Raw genomic sequence first — 17,097 nt, forward strand, 5'->3', positions numbered from 1 at the left:
GGTTTACGCTGTGGCACGCGGCCACCGCCACATCTGAAGTTATGTCCACAGCAGACAGACGATCACGCGGTGGCCGCACCTCGCCTACCAGGCCCCACCAGCGACATCTCAAACGGCGGCTGCCGTACTAGGGGCCGCGCACGATCAGGGTGTAGCTGGATCTTCCAGCTGGTGTTTTCTGTGCGTGCCGCTCTTTGACGATCCGCAGCGCGGCAGCGGCGCCGGCTGGTTGGCGTTCCTGCGCAGCCTGACGGCCCGCGGCCTGTCCGGCGAGCCTGCGGCCGGCTGGACATCGGTCGGTTGCGCACCGCCCTCGCGGCGTTGGACGCGGTTCGGCTGGCTCCTGGTGATGATGCGGCCACGGTCACCGCTGGGCAGCTGCGAGACATCATGGGCCGGCTGATCGCGGCCGGGCAGTGGCAGCCCGGCGGCCTGGAGATCCTGGTCGTGGCCGACGCCGGCTACGACGCACCCCGACTGGCGTTTCTCCTGCGTGACCTGCCTGTACAGGTTCTCGCGCGGATGCGCTCAGACCGGGTACTACGCCGGGCAGTGCCGGCCCGGCAGCCCGGGACGGTCGGCCGACCGCGCAGGCACGGCGACGAGTTCGTCTTCGGCGATCCCGCCACCTGGGGTGAGCCCGATGCCGCCACCGTCGCCGACACCCGTCTCTACGGCACTGCGTTGGCCCGAGCCTGGGACCGGCTACACCCCCGGTTGACCCACCGATCCGCCTGGATCGACTCGGCGAAGGTGCTACCGGTCATCGAGGGAACCGTCATCCGTTTGGAGGTCGACCATCTACCCAGCGGCGCTACCCCGAAGCCGGTCTGGCTTTGGTGGTCCGGCGTCGGCGCCACCAGCGCTGATGTCGACCGGCTCTGGCAGACGTTCCTGCGCCGCTTCGACATTGAACACACGTTCCGCCTGTTCAAACAGACCCTCGGCTGGACCTGCCCCAAGATCCGCACCCCGCAGGCAGCCGACCGATGGACCTGGATGATCCTCACCGCCTACACCCAGTTGCGTCTGGCCCGCGCACTGGCCGCCGACGTACGCCGCACCTGGGAGCAACCCGCATCACCACAGCGTTTAAGGCCGCTTGCCCGGCCAGTGCACCCAAACCCTCCCGGCCAGGACCAGGGCGGCCGCCCGGCCGCCGCAACAACCACCCCACGCCACGACGTCCGCACCGCGACCACCACGAACGCCAAGACAGCAGCTGCAAGGAAGGCGAAGTCCGTCAATCCCCGTCCCCGCCGCACGGGTTAAGATCAGGATAGGCCGTGTTCTGGAAGTGAAGATCGTCTGACTCGACGTTCGGCGTGTCGGTGATCGATAGGCAGCGAGGTCCCCCGGTGGAGGGGTGAGACCAGGGCTTGTCGTGGCACAGGTCTGGCGCCGCGCGGTCCGGACGCTCGCCGAGCTACCCGGCGACGAGGCGACGGCGGCTCACCGACGCGTTCGAGGGCACGGACCCGACGGTCCGCAAACACGCCGCTCTCGCACTGGGTGCGCGGGGCGAGACGGGAGCCGTGCCGACACTCGTCGGCAGCGACCTCGCCGAGATGCCAGGGACCATTGCGCTGCAAACGCTGCGCCAACTGGTCCACGACGATGATCGGCCCGTGGCCCTCACCGCCTCGACCCTCGTGAACGTACTCGAAGAACGCGGGGATGACCCGGACGATGCGCGCGCTCGGCGTGATGCCGGCACCGGCCCGGGTACCTGACGGTGGCGTGATGGCCGAGCCCGCCGGCGGCGCTGCGGCGGGGCTGCCTGCCCCTCGGATCCGTTCAGGCCGTTGCGCCACCGTCGATGGCAATCGATGCGCCGCTGATGTGTTGTCCGCCATCGCCCACCAGGTGACTGACCGTCGCTGCCACGTCGGCCGGTGCCGCGTACCGGCCGAGCGCGATGTGCGACCGCTGCGCGTCCGCGCTCGCGCTGTCCGCCGGGTTCATGTTGGTGTCCGTCGAGCCGGGCAGGATCAGGTTGACGGTGATCCCGCGCGGCCCGAGTTCACGAGCGAGCGCCCGGGTCAAACCGTTGACAGCGCTCTTCGTCATCGCGTAGGCGCTCACCCCGGGCGCCGGGACCCGGCTGGCGAAGCTGCTGCCGATGTTGACGATCCGCCCGCCCTCGCCCATGTGGCGCACCGCCGCCTGGGTGGCGAGGAATACCCCGCGTACGTTGACTGCGACGGCGCGGTCGAGGTCGTCGAGGCTGACCGACTCGATCGGCCCACCCGCGAACACCCCGGCGTTGTTGACCAGGATGTCCAGCCGCCCCAGTTTGGCGACGGTCTGCTCGACGGCACCGACCACCGCCGCCGCGTCGGCGCTGTCCGCTCTGATCGACAGGCCGGTGCGGCCGCACGCCTCGATGTCGGCCACCACGGACTTCGCGTTGTCCTCCGCGGTACGGTAGGTGAACGCGACGTGGATGCCGTCCTCGGCGAGCCGGCGCGCGACGGCGGCGCCGATACCTCGGCTCCCGCCCGTGACCAGGGCAACCCTGTTGGCAAGTCTGACCGTCATGTCGCAATCCTGACAGTCGACTCAGGACATACGTCATCCGGGTCGCCCACCCGTCCCGCACGACTCGTCGGCGTCTGGCCGAGAACCTCCGAAGCGGGTGTGGAACCTTCGACAAGCTCCGCCTCGCCCGGAGGTCCTCACCCATTCGAGAAACCATCCGTGTCACCAACGTCCGTGGACAGAACAACTAGGCGGCGTCGAACTCCGCCAGTACGCCATCCCACAGCCCGGTGCGTGCCTTGATCGCTTCGACGCTCACCGCGTCCGCCTCGGCCTCGCGCCGCGGATCGCCGTCGCACAGGGCGGCGAGAAGGCGCAGCGCGAGCGGGCCGTGCTCGTCGTGGTCCAGGGCGATGTGGCGATCCAGGTAGTGCCGGAACACCGGCGCGTTCGCGAGCACATCGTCCACGTTGGCGCGGACCTCGGAGAACACGTCCGGCAGCAGGTTCTCGCGGCCGTGGCAGAACGAGGACGCCACCTCGTGCGGTGCGCCGTTCAGGGCCACATCGAGGGTGTGGCCGACGAACTCGCGGACGCTGGATGGAATCCGCTCGTCCTTGAGCGCCGTCATGGGACCGACTCCGCTGTCCAGCGCGGCGAGGAACGCGTCGATCGGCTCGGTGTCCGCGCCGATCTCGGCCATCGCGCGCCGGTACAGCTCGAAGTGGCTGATGTAGCCGCCGCCGATGTCCTCGTCGGTCTCCTCAGCCAGGACGATCTCCATGATGAACCGACCGTGCTCGGCGTGCCCTCGCGGCTGCCACGGCAGCGTGACCGTGGTGACCTCCGTCTGCAAGCGCTTGAGCAGGGTGAAGAAGTCCCACACGGCGAACACGTGGTGCTTCATGAAGATGCGCAGCCGGTCCTCGGTGGTGATCTGTGCGTACAGGGGGTGATCGACGAGCTTGGCACGTACCGCGTCGAACTCAGCGTTGGCGGTCAACTTGTCCTCCCGGTCATCTCATCGTTCCGTTCGAGTTGGTTCACGCGGCGCGCCCGCCCGCTCCTAGGATCCGGTGGGTCAGCTCGATGCGTCGTACCTTCAAGGTGCCGGTCCGGGGCAGCCCGGCCTGGGGGATCTGGATCGGGTCGGCCAGCTGCGGAGAATCGACGACGGCCGCGCGCGAGCGATCCGGGTCCAGCGGCTGGTCCTCGTGGGTGCAATCAGTGTGCGCTGCTTGGGCGGGCCCAAGGTGGCCAGCCGACCGGCGACCACCGTCTCCAGCGGACCGAGCGCGGGGAACTCCACCAGTGCTCGGGCATCACCTGGCGTCGGCGCCTCGGTCCATCGAAGCGAGCCCGGTAGCGTGTGACGCGAGGCCACCGCGGCTACCGTGCCGGTCAAGACCTGTCCGCGTCGCGGGAATGAACCGCCGGCCACATGATGGTGCCCCTTCCCATGGATACCAAGGGCTGCGCCAGGCACGAGGCTACCGGCTGGGCGGATATGGAGGCAACGAAGGGGAAGCCGCCGTCAGAAGCTCCGTCCACAAAAGACATCGATTCGTCGGCATCGTCTGGTTGCCCCTTATTCCGAAGAACCGGCACAACGAGCTCGTGGTGAACGGCAGACCTGGACAACCGTCGGTCCACTGTGGTCTCGCTCCATATCGGACCACTACACGCCGTGCTTAATCGCCGCGTGGCCAGGCGCCCTGCCGAGTTCCGGACGGCTCATTCAGCCTCAGTGAGCGGGTGTCAGAAGGGACGCCGGTCAGTGGCGCTCGAGGTCGTTCTTGAGTCGGGCCAGCGTCTGCCGCATGCCGTCACGGTTGGCCGCCGGCCGAGCCGACGCCACCTTGCCCGTGAAGATCCTGCCGAGCACCATGGCCGCCCGGTTGCGCCGGTCGTGCCAGTATTCGGTCACCTCGCACCCTTCGCGAGCAGGCGTGAATCGGTAGCCCCACCGCGCGACCGGCTGGCCGAAGGCGGAGACGTCGAAGGCGAACTCGCGGCCGGGTTCCGCGACGACGACCCGTGCGGTGGTAAACCAGAGGAACGGGCCGCGCCGGTTCCAGCCGACGAAGCGGCTGGGGCGGTCGTCGTCCCGGGCGGTCACCCAGATCGCGAAGCACTCGGGGCTCCACCGGGTCATCCGGCGCAGGTCTGCGACAGCGGCGTAGGCGGTCTCGGCCGGCGTCGCGACGGCGATCCGCTCCGCGAGTTCGTCGGTCATTCCGTTACCGTAGGCGTCATTGGCTGTCGCGGCGAGCCCTCGGCGCGTTTCCCCAGGGAAGGTAGCCGGGCAGGTCTTTGCTGACCCGGCCCGGGAACACGGGCTCACGACGCTGTCGGAAGGAGTCGAAGCCCTCCCGGGCATCCGGGCTGTCTAGGCTGTCGGCGGCGAGCCGGGAGTCTAGGCGCTGCACCGGGTACGGCGAGTCCAGGGCGCTCATCCGGTAGAGCAGCTGCCGGATGATCGCGACGGATACCGGCGCGGTCGTGGCGACGATGGCACGGGCGAGCTGGTATGCCTTGTCGAGCAGCTGCTCTGGCTCGTGGACACTGTGGACGAGGCCGGCATCGAGCGCCTCGGCGGCGTCGAAGGCTCGCCCGCTGATCATCCAGTCGAGGGCGCGCCCCATCCCGACCAGCCGGGGCAGGAACCAGGCGGAGGCGCCCTCCGCGTAGATGCCGCGCCTGCTGAAGACGTACCCGAATCGGGCGTCGGTGGCGGCGAGCCGGTAGTCGGCGGGCAGGATGATGGTTGCACCGGCGCCGACGGCCGCACCCCGGATGGCGGCGATGACCGGCTTGTTCATCGCGTAGATGCGCATCGAACAGCGACCGGCGGGCTCGTCCCATTCGCCGGCGTCGCCGTCGGCCGGCGTGTCGAACTCCGATATGGACAAGTCGAGGCCGGCGCAGAAGTGTTCACCCGCGCCAGTGAAGACGACCACGCGAACCTCGTCGTCGTCATCCGCCCGGTCGAAGGCAAGCGCCAGTTCGTCGGCCATCTGGACGGTGTAGCCGTTACGGGTATCGGGCCTATTCAGCGAAATCGTCGCGATCCGGTCCGCGACCGTGTATGTGATCTCGCTATAGGCATCCACGTCGGAAACGATAGAGCGGCCATGCACGAGCGGCAATCCTTGGTCCGGGACGGCCGGGCAACACGCTTCTTTCACCGCCGCCGCCTTGCCGGCCGTAGATCGTTCGGGCAGACTTCCGCCGTGGCCCCCGATGTCCTCGAGCTCTACCGCCGACACCTGGGCGAGGGGCAGGGCCGTGTGGCCGCGATGCTCAACACTCCGTTGGAGGTCGGTGCCACCGGTTCCGTCGTGCACACTGCCGACGGCCGTGAGCTGTTGAACTGCGGCGGCTACGGAGTCTTCTTCGTCGGCGCTGGCCACCCCCGGGTGCTCGCCGCCGTGCGCGACCAACTGGAACGGCAGGCACTGTCCACCCGGGTGCTGCTCAACGAGCCGGCGGCCCGGGCCGCCGCGGCGCTGACCTCGGTGGCACCATCCGGGCTGACCAAAGTGCACTTCTCGAACTCGGGCGCCGAGGCGGTGGAGACCGCGATCAAGATCGCCCGGGCGAACGGACGGCACCGGCTGGTCTCGATGCACAGTGGCTACCACGGCAAGACGATCGGGGCGCTGTCGCTGACCGCCCGCGCGCTCTACCAGGATCCGTTCCGTCCACTGTTGCCGGAGGTCCGACACGTCCGGTTCGGCGACCTGGCCGGCCTAGCCGAAGTCGTCGACGGCGACACCTGCGTGGTCGTGGAGCCGGTACAGAGCGAGGGCGGTGTGGTCATTCCCGAGCCGGGCTATCTCGGCGCGGTCGCAGCGCTCTGCCACGACCGTGGCGCCCTGCTGGTCCTCGACGAAGTGATGACCGGGATGGGTCGGCTCGGCACCTGGTGGGGCGCGGACCGCGACGGCGTACGGCCGGATCTGCTTTTGGTCGGCAAAGCGCTCAGCGGCGGGCTGGTGCCGGTCGCGGCGACGCTGGCGACCGCCGACGTGTTCGCCCCATTCGACAAGGACCCCTACTTGCACACGTCGACGTTCTCTGCCAACCCGTTGGCGATGGCGGCGGTCAGGGCGACCGTCGAGGTGATCCGCGACGAGGGGCTGGTCGACCGGGCCGCAGGGCTGGGCGACCGGCTGCTCACGGCGCTGACCAGCGCGGTACGGGCGATCGGACACCTGGTTGCCGAGGTGCGCGGCGCAGGGCTGTTGGTCGGCGTGGAGTTCCGCAACGGGCAGCACGCCGCCGAGTTCCTGATGGACCTGCTCGACAACGACGTGGTGGTCAACCATTCGATGAACGCCCATCCGGTGCTGCGCCTGACCCCGCCGGCCACGATGACCACGGCCGACGAGGCGCGGCTGATCGCCTCCATCGACCGCGCCTGTGCCGCGCTCGCCGCGCGCTTCCCGGCCCCGGGCGCCACCGGATGACCGGCCGTACGGTGCTGGTCACCGGCGCCAGCGGCGTCGTCGGCACCGCGGTGCTGCCGGAACTGGCCGACTACGACGTGATCGCGGGGGTGTTCCGGCGGCTGCCGGCCGGCTCGGACCGGGCGGTCCGGCTCGACCTGCACGCCCCATCGCTCGGGCTGGACCGGCGCGCTTACCGGGAACTCTGCGCCGAGGTCGACGTCGTGATCAACTCGGCGGCGATCGTGAACTTCTCCGCCGACCAGGCGGAGGTCGACCGGCTCAACATCGAGGGCCTGGGCCGGGTGATCGAGTTCGCCGCCGAGGCGGACGCCCTGCTGATGCAGGTGAGCACCGCCTACGTGGCGCGGCACGGCAAGGCCGGCGGCGGCGACCGGCGGGGCACCGAAAAGGCGTCGGCACGCACCGACGAATACGTGGCGTCGAAGTACCTCGGCGAGGAGATGGTCCGCGACAGCGGCCTCGACCACGTGATCGTCCGGCCGGCGATCGTCATCGGCGACTCGGCGACCGGGGTGATCCGGCAGAACCAGGCCGTGCACATGCTGGCCGAATACCTGCTGACCGGCCGGCTGCCGTTCATCCCGGCGCACCCGGGCACCTACTTCGATCTGGTCCCGCAGGACCTGGTCGCCAAGGGCATCCGCGCGGTGCTCGACGCGAACCTGCGCGCCGGCGAATTCTGGTTGACGGCCGGTCCGGCCGGAGTGCCGGTCGAGCGCTACCTCGAGCTGGTCACCGAGACCGGCCGCGAGTGCGGGCTCGACGTCCCGGCCGCCCGAGTCGCCGACCCGTCGATCGTGGACCGTCTGGTCCGGCCCGCGTTCGCGGACGTGCTGCCGGCGGAGGACCTGGCCCGGCTGGACGCGGTGGTGGCGGTCTGCGGGCTGGTCATCATCCCGGAGCTGCTGCCGACCTCCTTCGGCGCGCTGCCCGGCGGCCCGGCAGCCCTGACGCCCACCCAGGTCGAGGACGCCTGGCGATGCTCGATCCGCCAGCTGATCCGCAGCCTGAAAAAATGATCACCCACGCGAGCTGAGGAGTCACGATGGAGTGTTCGGTCGTCGTGCACGCGCTGCTACCCGGCGCCGACGCCCAACGGACGTTCGACCGGCTCGCCGACTTCGGCGCGTACCCGGAGTTCACCGATGCCGTGCGGACGGTCGCGGTCACCCAACTCACCCCGACCCAGGTCGAGTCGGCGTGGGAGGTCAACTTCCGCAAGGGCATCCTGGTCTGGACCGAGCGCGACGACATCGACCCTTTGGCGCGGCGGATCGACTTCGCGCAGACCAAGGGCGACTTCTCGGTCTTCACCGGCTCCTGGCTGGTGGTCGAGGAGGGCGACGCGGTCCGGGTGGAGTTCGCCAGCCGGTTCGATCTCGGCATCGCCTCGCTGGCGAGCCTGATCGACCCGGTGGCGTGCGCGGCGCTGCGGGACGCGGTCGGGGACATTCTGCGCGGGCTGTTCGGCTCGGACATCGAGATCGATGCGATCGAGGCGGCACCGGTAGCCGCCTAGGCTCCCGAGCCGGCCCGTGCGGTGTCCAGGCCGGCCACGCCGGTGTGGGCAGCGGTCAGTCGATCAGGTCGTAAAAGTCGTCCCTCGACGCGTCGATCTTGTCACCACTGGAGTCCACGAAGGACATGAGCCGGCCGAGGGCCTCGGCCACCCGCTTGCGGGCCACCCCGTCCATCGCCAGGTGTGACAGGTCGGACTCCAGACGGCCCAGGTCTTCGAGCACCCCGAGCGCGGACGCGGCCCGCTCCGGCACCAGTTCGCCGCGCACATAGGCGACCAGCTCGTGCACGCCAGGGTGGTCGAAGACCAGGGTCGCCGGCAGGGTGAGCCCGGTCACGGCGGCCAGCCGGTTGCGCAGCTCGACCGCCGTCAGCGAGTCGAAGCCGAGCTCGGGTAGGCTCCGCGCCGGATCGAGGTCGGCGCTCGACTGGTGCCCCAACACCAGCGCGACCTCGCTGAGCACCAGCTCGCGCAGCACCCGATCCTGTTCGGCCGGATCGAGTCCGGGCAGCGTTCGGGCCAGGTCCAGCCCGCCTGGCGCTGCCGCGACACCGCCGACCCCCACACCGCCCGGCACGCCCAGTTCCGCCGGGAGTGGGGCCGCGCCGGCGGGGTCCGCCGGCAGCAGGCCGCGCAGCAGGCTCGGCAGCCCCCGGCGGTCCTGCCCACGCAGCAGGGTCAGGTCCAGCTCGGCGAGGACCGGCAGCGGCGCGTTCGCCGCCAGCGCCCGGTCCAGTAGGGCCAGGCCGGCCTGCGCGGACAGCTGCGCGAGACCGGCGCGGCGCATCCGGCGCAGCCCGGCGACGCCGACCTGGTCGGCCATCCCCTCGGACAGTTCCCACAGCCCCCAGGCCAGCGACTGCGCCGGCAGGCCCTTCGTGCGCCGCAGGGCGGCCAGCGCGTCGAGGTAGGCGTTGGCGGCCGCGTAGCCGGCCTGGCCCGGCGCGCCGAACAGGCCGGCGGCGGAGGAGAAGAGCACGAACCCGGCGAGGTCGAGGCCACGGGTCTGCTCATGCAGGTGCCACGCGCCGCTGGCCTTGGGGCGCAGCACGGCCGCGACCCGCTGCGGGGTCTGCGCGGCCACCACACCGTCGTCGAGTACGCCCGCCAGGTGCAGCACGGCGGTGAGCGGATGCTCCGCCGGAACACCGGCGAGCAGCGCGGCGACCGCCGCCGGATCCGCGACGTCGCAGGCGACGACGCGCACCGAGGCGGCGCCCAACGCGTCCAGCTCGGCGGCCAGGTCGGCGGCTCCCGGGGCGTCGGGTCCGCGCCGGGAGGCCAGGAGCAGATGTCGGGCCCGCCCGCGCGCCAGCAGATGCCGGGCGACAAGCCGGCCGAGGGCGCCGGTGGCGCCGGTGATCAGCACGGTGCCGTCCGGGTTCCAGGCCGCGGCCGGGGTGGCAGCGGTGCCACCCTCCCGCAGGCGGGGCACCAGCACGTCGCCGCCCACGAGCGCAACCTGCGGCTCGTCGCTGGCGGCGGCCGCGGCGAGCACCGCCGGCGGGACGGCCTTGTCGCCGGCCACGTCGATCAGCGTCAGCCGGCCCGGATTCTCCGACTGCACCGTGCGGAGCAGCCCGCACGCCGCCGCGTGGCCGAGGTCGGCCGGCGGTCCACCCGTGGCGCCCCGGGTCACCACCGCCAGCCGGGCGGCGGCGAACCGCTGATCGGCCAGCCAGCGCTGCGCCAGCTCGAGGGCGGCGACGACCGCCCCGGCCGGCTCGTCGCCGCCCGGCGGCAACGCGGCGAAGACCACATCGGGCACCGCGGCGTCCGCCGGCAGTTCCTCGAGCCACCTGATCGCGGCGTCGCCTGCGGCCGGTACCGCGGCTTTTTCCGCGCCGGCCGGCACCCAGCACAGTTCGTGGACTCCGGACGCCGGGCGGGTGGCCAGCTGGGCGGGGTCGACCGGCCGCAGGGCGAGCTGGCGGATCGAGGCGACCGGCACGCCGCTCGGGTCGGCGAGCATCACCTCGATGCCGTCGGCGGTGCGGGTCAACCGGGCGCGAACCGCGGCGGCACCCCGGCTGTGCACCTGTAGCCCGGTCCAGGAAAAGGGCAGCGCCAACTCGTCGCCGGCATCGGCGCGCAACCCGAGGGCGTGCAGCGCCGCGTCGAGCAGGGCCGGGTGCAGCAGGAAACGGTCGGCCGTGCCGGCAGCCTCGGGTGGCAGTGTGACCTCGGCGAACGTCTCGACACCGCGCTGCCAGGCACGGCCAAGACCCTGGAAGACCGGCCCATAGTCGTAGCCGGCCGCGCCCAGGTCGGCGTAGCAGTCGGTGGTGGGCAACTCGCCGGCACCAGGCGGCGGCCAGATCCGCAACCGGGTGGCATCGCTGTCGCGGATCGGGGCGACGGTGCCGGTGGCGTACCGGGTCCAGGTGCCGTCGGCAAGCCGGGCGTGAACGGCCAGCTGACGGGTGCCGTCGGCGCCGGGCTCGGCGACGACGACCCGGGTCTGCACCGCCCCGGCGTCGGGCAGCGTCAGCGGCTCATGCAGCAACAACTCCGCGACCTCGGGGCAGCCGGCCCGGTCACCGGCGGCGGCCGCCAACTCGGCGAGCAGGGCGCCGGGTACGACGACCACGCCGCGGATCCGGTGGTCGGCGAGCCACGGCTGGGCGAGCAGCGACAGCTCCCCGGAGAACAGCAGCCCGGCGGCGGCAGGCAGATCGACGGGCTCGCCGAGCATCGGCCGGGTCGGCGGGGTGAGCCAGTACCGTTGGCGCTGGAACGGATAGGTGGGCAGCTCGCCGCGCGGTCCCGGGCCGACGACGGCGGACCAGTCGACGGTGACACCGAGCGCGAACATCCGGGCCAGCGCCTGCGTGAACGACTCCGGCTCGGCGCGACCGGCGCGCAGCAGCGGTACGGCGGCCGGGCCGGTCGCGGTGTCCGGGGCCGGTGCGCCGCCGGCCGAGTCCAGCACCATCGCCGACAGCGTGCCACCGGGCCCGACCTCCAGAAACCGGGTCACGCCCTGTGCGGCGAGCCAACGCACACTCTGACCGAAGCGCACCGGCTGCCGGACGTGCCGGGTCCAGTGCTCGGCGGTGAACTCGTCCACCGGCCGGGCGATCTCGTTGCCGACGACGGGCAGTTGCGGCGGACCGTAGTCGATGCCGGCGGCCAGCTCGCCGTACTCGGCCAACATCGGCTCCATGAGCGCAGAGTGGAACGCGTGGCTGACCCGCAGCCGCGTTGTCGCGCGGCCCTGCCCGGCGAACACCTCCACGATCCGGTCGACCTCGGACACCGGCCCGGCGACGACGACGGCGCATGGCCCGTTGATCGCGGCGATTCCGGTCCGGCCCTCCGAGTCGGCGAGCAGCGGCTCGACTTCATTCGGGGCGGCCTGGATAGCGGCCATCGCCCCGCCAGCCGGCAGCGCCTGCATCAGCCGGGCCCGGCCGGCGACGAGCCGGGCCGCGTCGGCGAGCGAGACGACGCCCGCCACGTGGGCGGCGGTCAGCTCACCGATCGAATGGCCGAGCACGTAGTCCGGGCGTACCCCGCCGCGCCGCAACCGGCGGTAGAGGGCGACCTCGACGGCAAAGAGCGCGGGCTGGGTGTAGCCGGTTTGGTCGAGCAGGGCCGGCTCGTCGTCGATGACCGTCCGCAGCGGACGGTCGAGGTACGGGTCGAAGGCGGCGCAGACCTCGGCCAGGTCGGCGGCGAACTCCGGGTCGGCGGCGGCGAGTTCGCGACCCATGCCCGGCCGCTGTGCGCCCTGACCCGGGAAAACAACGGCGAGCTTGCCCTCGGCGGCGGTGCCGGCGACGACCGCCGGGTGTGGCCGGCCGGCCGCCAGGTCGGTGAGGCCAGCGGAATCGAGCACGACGGCCCGGTGCGCGAACACGGTGCGGGCGGCGGCCGCCACGGCCACCTCGTGCAGCGGCTGCTCGGGCCGGTCACGCAGGTGGCCGTCCAGCTGGCGGGCCACCTCGCGCAGCGCCGCCGCAGTGCGCGCCGAGAGCACCAGCGGCGCCGGGCCGGGCCGCGCCGGGGCGGGGGAGGGCACCGGCGGCGCCTCCTCGACGATGACGTGCGCGTTGGTGCCGCTGATCCCGAACGACGACACGGCGGCGCGTCGCGGCACGGCCCCGGCCGGCCAGGGCTGGGCGTCGGTGAGCAGCCGTAACGGGCCGGCGGACCAGTCCACGAACGGGGTCGGCTCGTCCACGTGCAGAGTGCGGGGCAGCCGGTCGTGCCGCAGCGCGAGCACCATCTTGATGACTCCGGCGACCCCGGCGGCGGCCTGGGTGTGTCCGATGTTCGACTTGACCGAGCCGAGCCACAGCGGCCGTCGCCGGCCCGGGCCGTACGCGTCGATCAGGGCCCGGGCCTCGATCGGGTCGCCGAGCCGGGTCCCGGTGCCGTGTGCCTCGACGACGTCCACATCGGCCGGTTGCAGCCCGGCGTCGGCGAGCGCGTCGGCGATCAGCCGCTGCTGGGACGGCCCGTTCGGCGCGGTGAGTCCGTTCGACGCCCCGTCGGAGTTCACCGCGCTGCCGCGCAGGATGGCCAGCACCGGCCGGCCGTGCCGGCGGGCGTCGGAGAGCCGCTCCAGGACGAGCACGCCGGCCCCCTCGGACCAGCCGGTCCCGTCGGCCGCCGCCGCGAACGGCTTGCACCGGCCGTCTGGAGCGAGCCCACGTTGGCGGCTGAACTCGGTGAAGACCAGCGGCGTGCCGATCACGCTCACCCCGCCGGCCAGGGCGATCGTGCACTCGCCCGCGCGCAGTGAACGGGCGGCCAAGTGAAGCGCGACCAGCGACGACGAGCAGGCGGTGTCGATCGACAGTGAAGGGCCCTCCAGGCCCAGCGTGTACGACACCCGGCCGGAGACGATGCTCGACGCGTTGCCGGTCAGCAGGAAGCCGCCGACGTCGGGCGGGATGGCACCGAGCCGGGGCGCGTAGTCGGCACCGATGACGCCGGTGAAGACTCCGGTGCGGCTGCCGCGCAGCCGGTGCGGGTCGATCCCGGCCCGCTCCAGTGCCTCCCAGGTGGTCTCCAGCATCAGCCGCTGTTGCGGGTCGGCGGCCAGCGCCTCGCGTGGGGAGAGCCCGAAGAATCCGGCGTCGAAGTCACCAGCGCCGTAGAGGAAGCCGCCGTGCCTGGTGTAAGTGGTGCCGGGATGCTCCGGGTCCGGGTCGAACACGTCCGGATCCCAGCCGCGGTCGATCGGGAACGCGCCGACCCCGTCGTGCCCCTCGACGAGATTGGCCCAGAAGTCATCGGGAGTGGACACGCCGCCAGGAAAGCGGCACGCCATGGCCACAATGGCGATCGGGTCGGCCGACGGGTCGGGACCGGCGGGAGAGCCAGCAGCGGCACCGGTCTGCGTCGAGCCGGGGGCGGGCGAATCTGCCCGCGCGGCCAGATATCCGGCCAGGGCGGCCGGATTGGGATAGTCGAAGGCCAGCGTGCCCGGCAACTCCAGGCCGCTGGCGTCGGCGAGGCGTTCGGCGAGTTCCAACGCGCTCAGCGAGTCGAAACCGAGTTCGGCGAACGCGCCATCCGGGGGCACCTCATCGCGGGCGCGGCCGAGCACCGCCGCCGTCTCGGCGCGGACGACGTCCAACCACTGCTGCGTCTCGCGGTCCACGACTGCCGCCTTCCGGGGAGATCGTCACCGTTGGTTTCCGGCATGTTACTGCCTAGGCTGTCGTCATGATTGCGAATGGGTCGCCGTGAGCCGTTTCGTTGAGTCGATAGTGGACGCCGCCGCGCGATCGCGGCGAGGCATGGTCACCGGGGCGCCAACGACACCCTCGCGACGTATCTGGGGACAGGTGCACACCGCTGCGCGGCGCACCGCGGCCGCACTTGTCGAAAGTGGACTATCGGGTCGGCAGGCGATCGCGATCCTCGCCGGCGAGCCGGTGGACGTCGCCCGTGTCGTGCAGGCCACCTGGCTGGCCGGTGGCAGCGTCACCATGTTGCACCAGCCGACGTCACGGACGGAACTCGCCGTCTGGGTCGAGGACACGGTGCGCGTACTGCGCATGATCGACGCGCGGCTAGTGCTCCTCGGTGCGCCCTTCGAGGCGATGGCCGCCATCCTGCAAGAGCGGGGGATCGCCTACCGGATGATCTCCGACCTGGACATCGACCGAGAGTTCGAGATCGTGCCGGCCGCCGAAAGCGACATCGCGCTGCTGCAGCTGACCAGTGGCTCGACCGCCGAGCCGAAGGCGGTCCAGATCAGCCACGGCAACCTGCACGCCAACGTCTCCGACACGATCGCGCACATCGAGTGCGGCGACGACGACGTGATGGTCACCTGGCTGCCGCTCTTCCACGACATGGGCATGGTCGGCTGCCTGGTGGTGCCGATGGTCTCCGGCTTCGAACTGGTCAGCATCACTCCGCTGGAGTTCCTGCGCCGCCCGCTCCTCTGGGCCGAACTGATGACCGAGTACGGCGGCACGATCACCGCCGCGCCCAACTTCGCGTACGCGATCCTGGCACGCCAGCTCGCCCGGACCGAGGCCGGATCCCTGGACCTGTCCCGGATGCGAATCGCGTTCAACGGCGCCGAGCCGATCGATCCCGCCTCGGTGCAAGCCCTGACCACCGCAGGCGCACGATTCGGGCTGCGCCCGACGGTCACCAACTGCTGCTACGGCGCGGCCGAAAGCGCCCTGGTCATCTCGCTCTCACCGCTCGGCGACCCGATGGTTCTCGACACCGTCGACGCACTGGAACTGGAAAAGAACCGGCGGGCAGTGCCGGTCGGCGGCGGACACGTCGGCGCCGTACGCCGGCTGCCGTTGCTCGGCCGCGCTTTCCCCACCGTCACCGTCCGCGTGATCGACGAGTCCGGCGCCGAACTCGGCGACCGGGAGGTCGGCCGGCTGCAACTGCGCGGCGAGTCAGTCACCACCGGCTACCTCACCGAGCAGGGGCCGGTCGCCGCCCGCGACGAGGACGGCTGGCTCGAGATTGGCGACGAGGGCTACCGCGTCGACGGCCAACTCGTCGTCTGCGGCCGCGCCAAGGAAGTCATCATCATGGCCGGCCGCAACATCTACCCGACCGACATCGAGCGGGCCGCCGCCGCTGTCGACGGCGTGCGCGACGGCAACGTCGCGGCGGTCCGGATGCTGGCCGGCGACGGCGTGGACCGGGAATCGTTCGCGGTGGTGGTCGAGTCCCGCCTGGCCGGCAACGCCGAGGCCGAGCGGAACCTGCGCGACGCCATCACCAATCGGATCGTTGCCGAGATCGACGCCCGGCCGGCCACCGTCGTGGTGCTGCCCCCTGGCTCGCTGCCGAAGACCCCGTCCGGCAAGCTGCGCCGGACAGCGGCCCGCAGCCTCGTCCCCTGACCCACCCAGCCGAGGGAGAACTTCGATGCGTTCACTCGATCAGGCCCGGGCCCTGTGTGAGTCGTACCTGCCGGGCCTGATCGACGGGCTGACCGAGTTGCCATTCGACCGGCGCGAGGCACCAGGCGGCGCCACCCTGCCGGTCTTCCGCAACGCGGGCGGACCCGGTCTGGTGATCCCCAAGGACTACGGCGGGCTGGGCGCCACCCCGCTGGACGCTGTCCGGGTCAACCGGGCGATCGGCTCGCTCGCGCCGTCGCTCGCGGTTGCCACCACCATGCACCACTTCTCGGTGGCGACGCTGTTCACCTTCGCCGAAAGCATCAAGAACTCCGGTATGGAGTGGGCGCTGCTCGAGGCGATCACCAGCCGCAACCTGCTGGTCTCCTCCGGATTCGCCGAGGGCCGCCCAGCACAGGGCATCCTCGCACCCACCATGACCGCCACCCCGGTCGAGGGCGGCTACCGGATCAACGGCTCCAAGAAGCCGTGCAGCCTGAGCCACTCGATGGACCTGCTCACCGCCAGCGTCGCGGTGCCGGCCACCGATGGCGGGCAGCAGACGGCCTTCCTGTTGATGCCGGCGACGCTGCGCGGCATCACCCGGCATCCGTTCTGGGGCAGCAGCGTGCTGGCCGGGGCGGAGAGCGACGAGGTCCGGCTGACCGACGTCTTCATCGAGGAAGAACTGGTCATCCCGACCGAGAACGGTCCGGACGGGATCCTCGACGATCTGCAGACCGTCGGATTCATCTGGTTCGAGCTGCTGATCACCGCCGCCTACCTCGGCATGGCCAGCACGCTCGTCGAACGCGCGCTGACCGCCGGGCGCGGCGAGGCGACCGACCGGGCCGCGCTCGCCACCAGGCTGGAGACCGCGACCCAACTGATCGAGGGAGCGGCCCGCGCGCTGTCGGCGGGCGAGACGGACAGCGACGCACTGGCCCGGGTACTGATGGGGCGTTACGGCGCCCAGGACGCGCTCACCGACGCCGCCCACCGGGCCGTCGAACTGCTCGGCGGGATGTCCTTCATCGGTTCCCCTGACGTGGCGTACCTGATCGCGGCCTGCCAATGCGTCGCGTTCCATCCGCCGTCGCGCGGTAGCGTCGCGGCGTCGCTGGTCGACTACGTAGCGGGGTCGGGTCCGTTCATCATGTCCGACACGCGGCCGACCGCCCCGACCGCGACCCCCACGCCGCCGACCGCCCCGGCACGGTCTGTGCCCGTTTCCGACGGGCCGGTGCGGGCCGAATCGGCACCCGACGAGTCAACCCCGGTC

Annotated in this window: 10 protein-coding genes and 2 pseudogenes; 7 read left to right on the top strand and 5 right to left on the bottom strand. The window is 71.6% G+C overall.

Going from position 1 to position 17,097, the window contains the following annotated elements:
• Positions 1 to 315 precede the first annotated feature (315 nt).
• A pseudogene (locus C1I95_RS22440) lies at positions 316 to 1,272 on the top strand (transposase); the annotation flags it as partial.
• Positions 1,273 to 1,535: 263 nt separating this feature from the next.
• Positions 1,536 to 1,733: a hypothetical protein gene (locus tag C1I95_RS22445; protein ID WP_111216331.1), complete on the top strand. Its 198-nt coding sequence runs from the start codon at positions 1,536 to 1,538 to the stop codon at positions 1,731 to 1,733.
• Between the two features lie 64 nt (positions 1,734 to 1,797).
• Here the strand turns inward: C1I95_RS22445 and C1I95_RS22450 are convergent, their stop codons facing one another.
• The 4 genes from C1I95_RS22450 to C1I95_RS22470 all read right to left on the bottom strand — a co-directional run bounded on the left by C1I95_RS22450 (position 1,798) and on the right by C1I95_RS22470 (position 5,750).
• Positions 1,798 to 2,541, bottom strand: a complete 744-nt coding sequence (locus tag C1I95_RS22450) for an SDR family NAD(P)-dependent oxidoreductase (RefSeq protein ID WP_111216333.1) — start codon at positions 2,539 to 2,541, stop codon at positions 1,798 to 1,800.
• 187 nt (positions 2,542 to 2,728) lie between these two features.
• Complete coding sequence (locus tag C1I95_RS22455; protein ID WP_111216335.1) at positions 2,729 to 3,484, bottom strand: DUF3050 domain-containing protein; 756 nt, start codon at positions 3,482 to 3,484, stop codon at positions 2,729 to 2,731.
• 771 nt (positions 3,485 to 4,255) lie between these two features.
• Positions 4,256 to 4,717 (bottom strand): SRPBCC family protein, encoded by a 462-nt coding sequence (locus C1I95_RS22465; RefSeq protein WP_111216337.1) that lies wholly within the window; start codon positions 4,715 to 4,717, stop codon positions 4,256 to 4,258.
• Between the two features lie 16 nt (positions 4,718 to 4,733).
• Entirely contained in the window at positions 4,734 to 5,750 is a 1,017-nt protein-coding gene (locus C1I95_RS22470) for an enoyl-CoA hydratase-related protein (protein ID WP_233513813.1), read from the bottom strand.
• Between C1I95_RS22470 and C1I95_RS22475 the strand changes: the two genes are divergently transcribed.
• The 3 genes from C1I95_RS22475 to C1I95_RS22485 are packed head-to-tail and all read left to right on the top strand — an operon-like array spanning position 5,715 to position 8,475.
• Positions 5,715 to 6,953 carry an aspartate aminotransferase family protein gene (locus tag C1I95_RS22475; RefSeq protein WP_233513814.1) on the top strand — a complete coding sequence of 413 codons (1,239 nt, stop codon included), beginning with the start codon at positions 5,715 to 5,717 and terminating at the stop codon, positions 6,951 to 6,953. The genes C1I95_RS22470 and C1I95_RS22475 overlap by 36 nt on opposite strands.
• Positions 6,950 to 7,975, top strand: a complete 1,026-nt coding sequence (locus C1I95_RS22480) for an SDR family oxidoreductase (RefSeq protein ID WP_111216342.1) — start codon at positions 6,950 to 6,952, stop codon at positions 7,973 to 7,975. The genes C1I95_RS22475 and C1I95_RS22480 overlap by 4 nt, the downstream gene beginning before the upstream one ends.
• Positions 7,976 to 8,001: 26 nt before the next feature.
• On the top strand, positions 8,002 to 8,475 hold the full coding sequence (locus C1I95_RS22485; RefSeq protein WP_111216344.1) for a type II toxin-antitoxin system RatA family toxin: 474 nt from the start codon (positions 8,002 to 8,004) through the stop codon (positions 8,473 to 8,475).
• Between the two features lie 55 nt (positions 8,476 to 8,530).
• Here the strand turns inward: C1I95_RS22485 and C1I95_RS22490 are convergent.
• A pseudogene (locus C1I95_RS22490) lies at positions 8,531 to 14,065 on the bottom strand (SDR family NAD(P)-dependent oxidoreductase); the annotation flags it as partial.
• Between the two features lie 109 nt (positions 14,066 to 14,174).
• Between C1I95_RS22490 and C1I95_RS22495 the strand changes: the two are divergent.
• Positions 14,175 to 15,815, top strand: coding sequence for a fatty acyl-AMP ligase (locus C1I95_RS22495; RefSeq protein ID WP_111216348.1), 1,641 nt, complete (start codon positions 14,175 to 14,177; stop codon positions 15,813 to 15,815).
• 25 nt (positions 15,816 to 15,840) lie between these two features.
• On the top strand, positions 15,841 to 17,097 hold a 1,257-nt coding region (locus C1I95_RS22500), incomplete at its 3' end, for an acyl-CoA dehydrogenase family protein (RefSeq protein ID WP_325048853.1).

Source organism: Micromonospora craterilacus (assembly GCF_003236315.1).
GTDB classification, from domain to species: domain Bacteria; phylum Actinomycetota; class Actinomycetes; order Mycobacteriales; family Micromonosporaceae; genus Micromonospora; species Micromonospora craterilacus.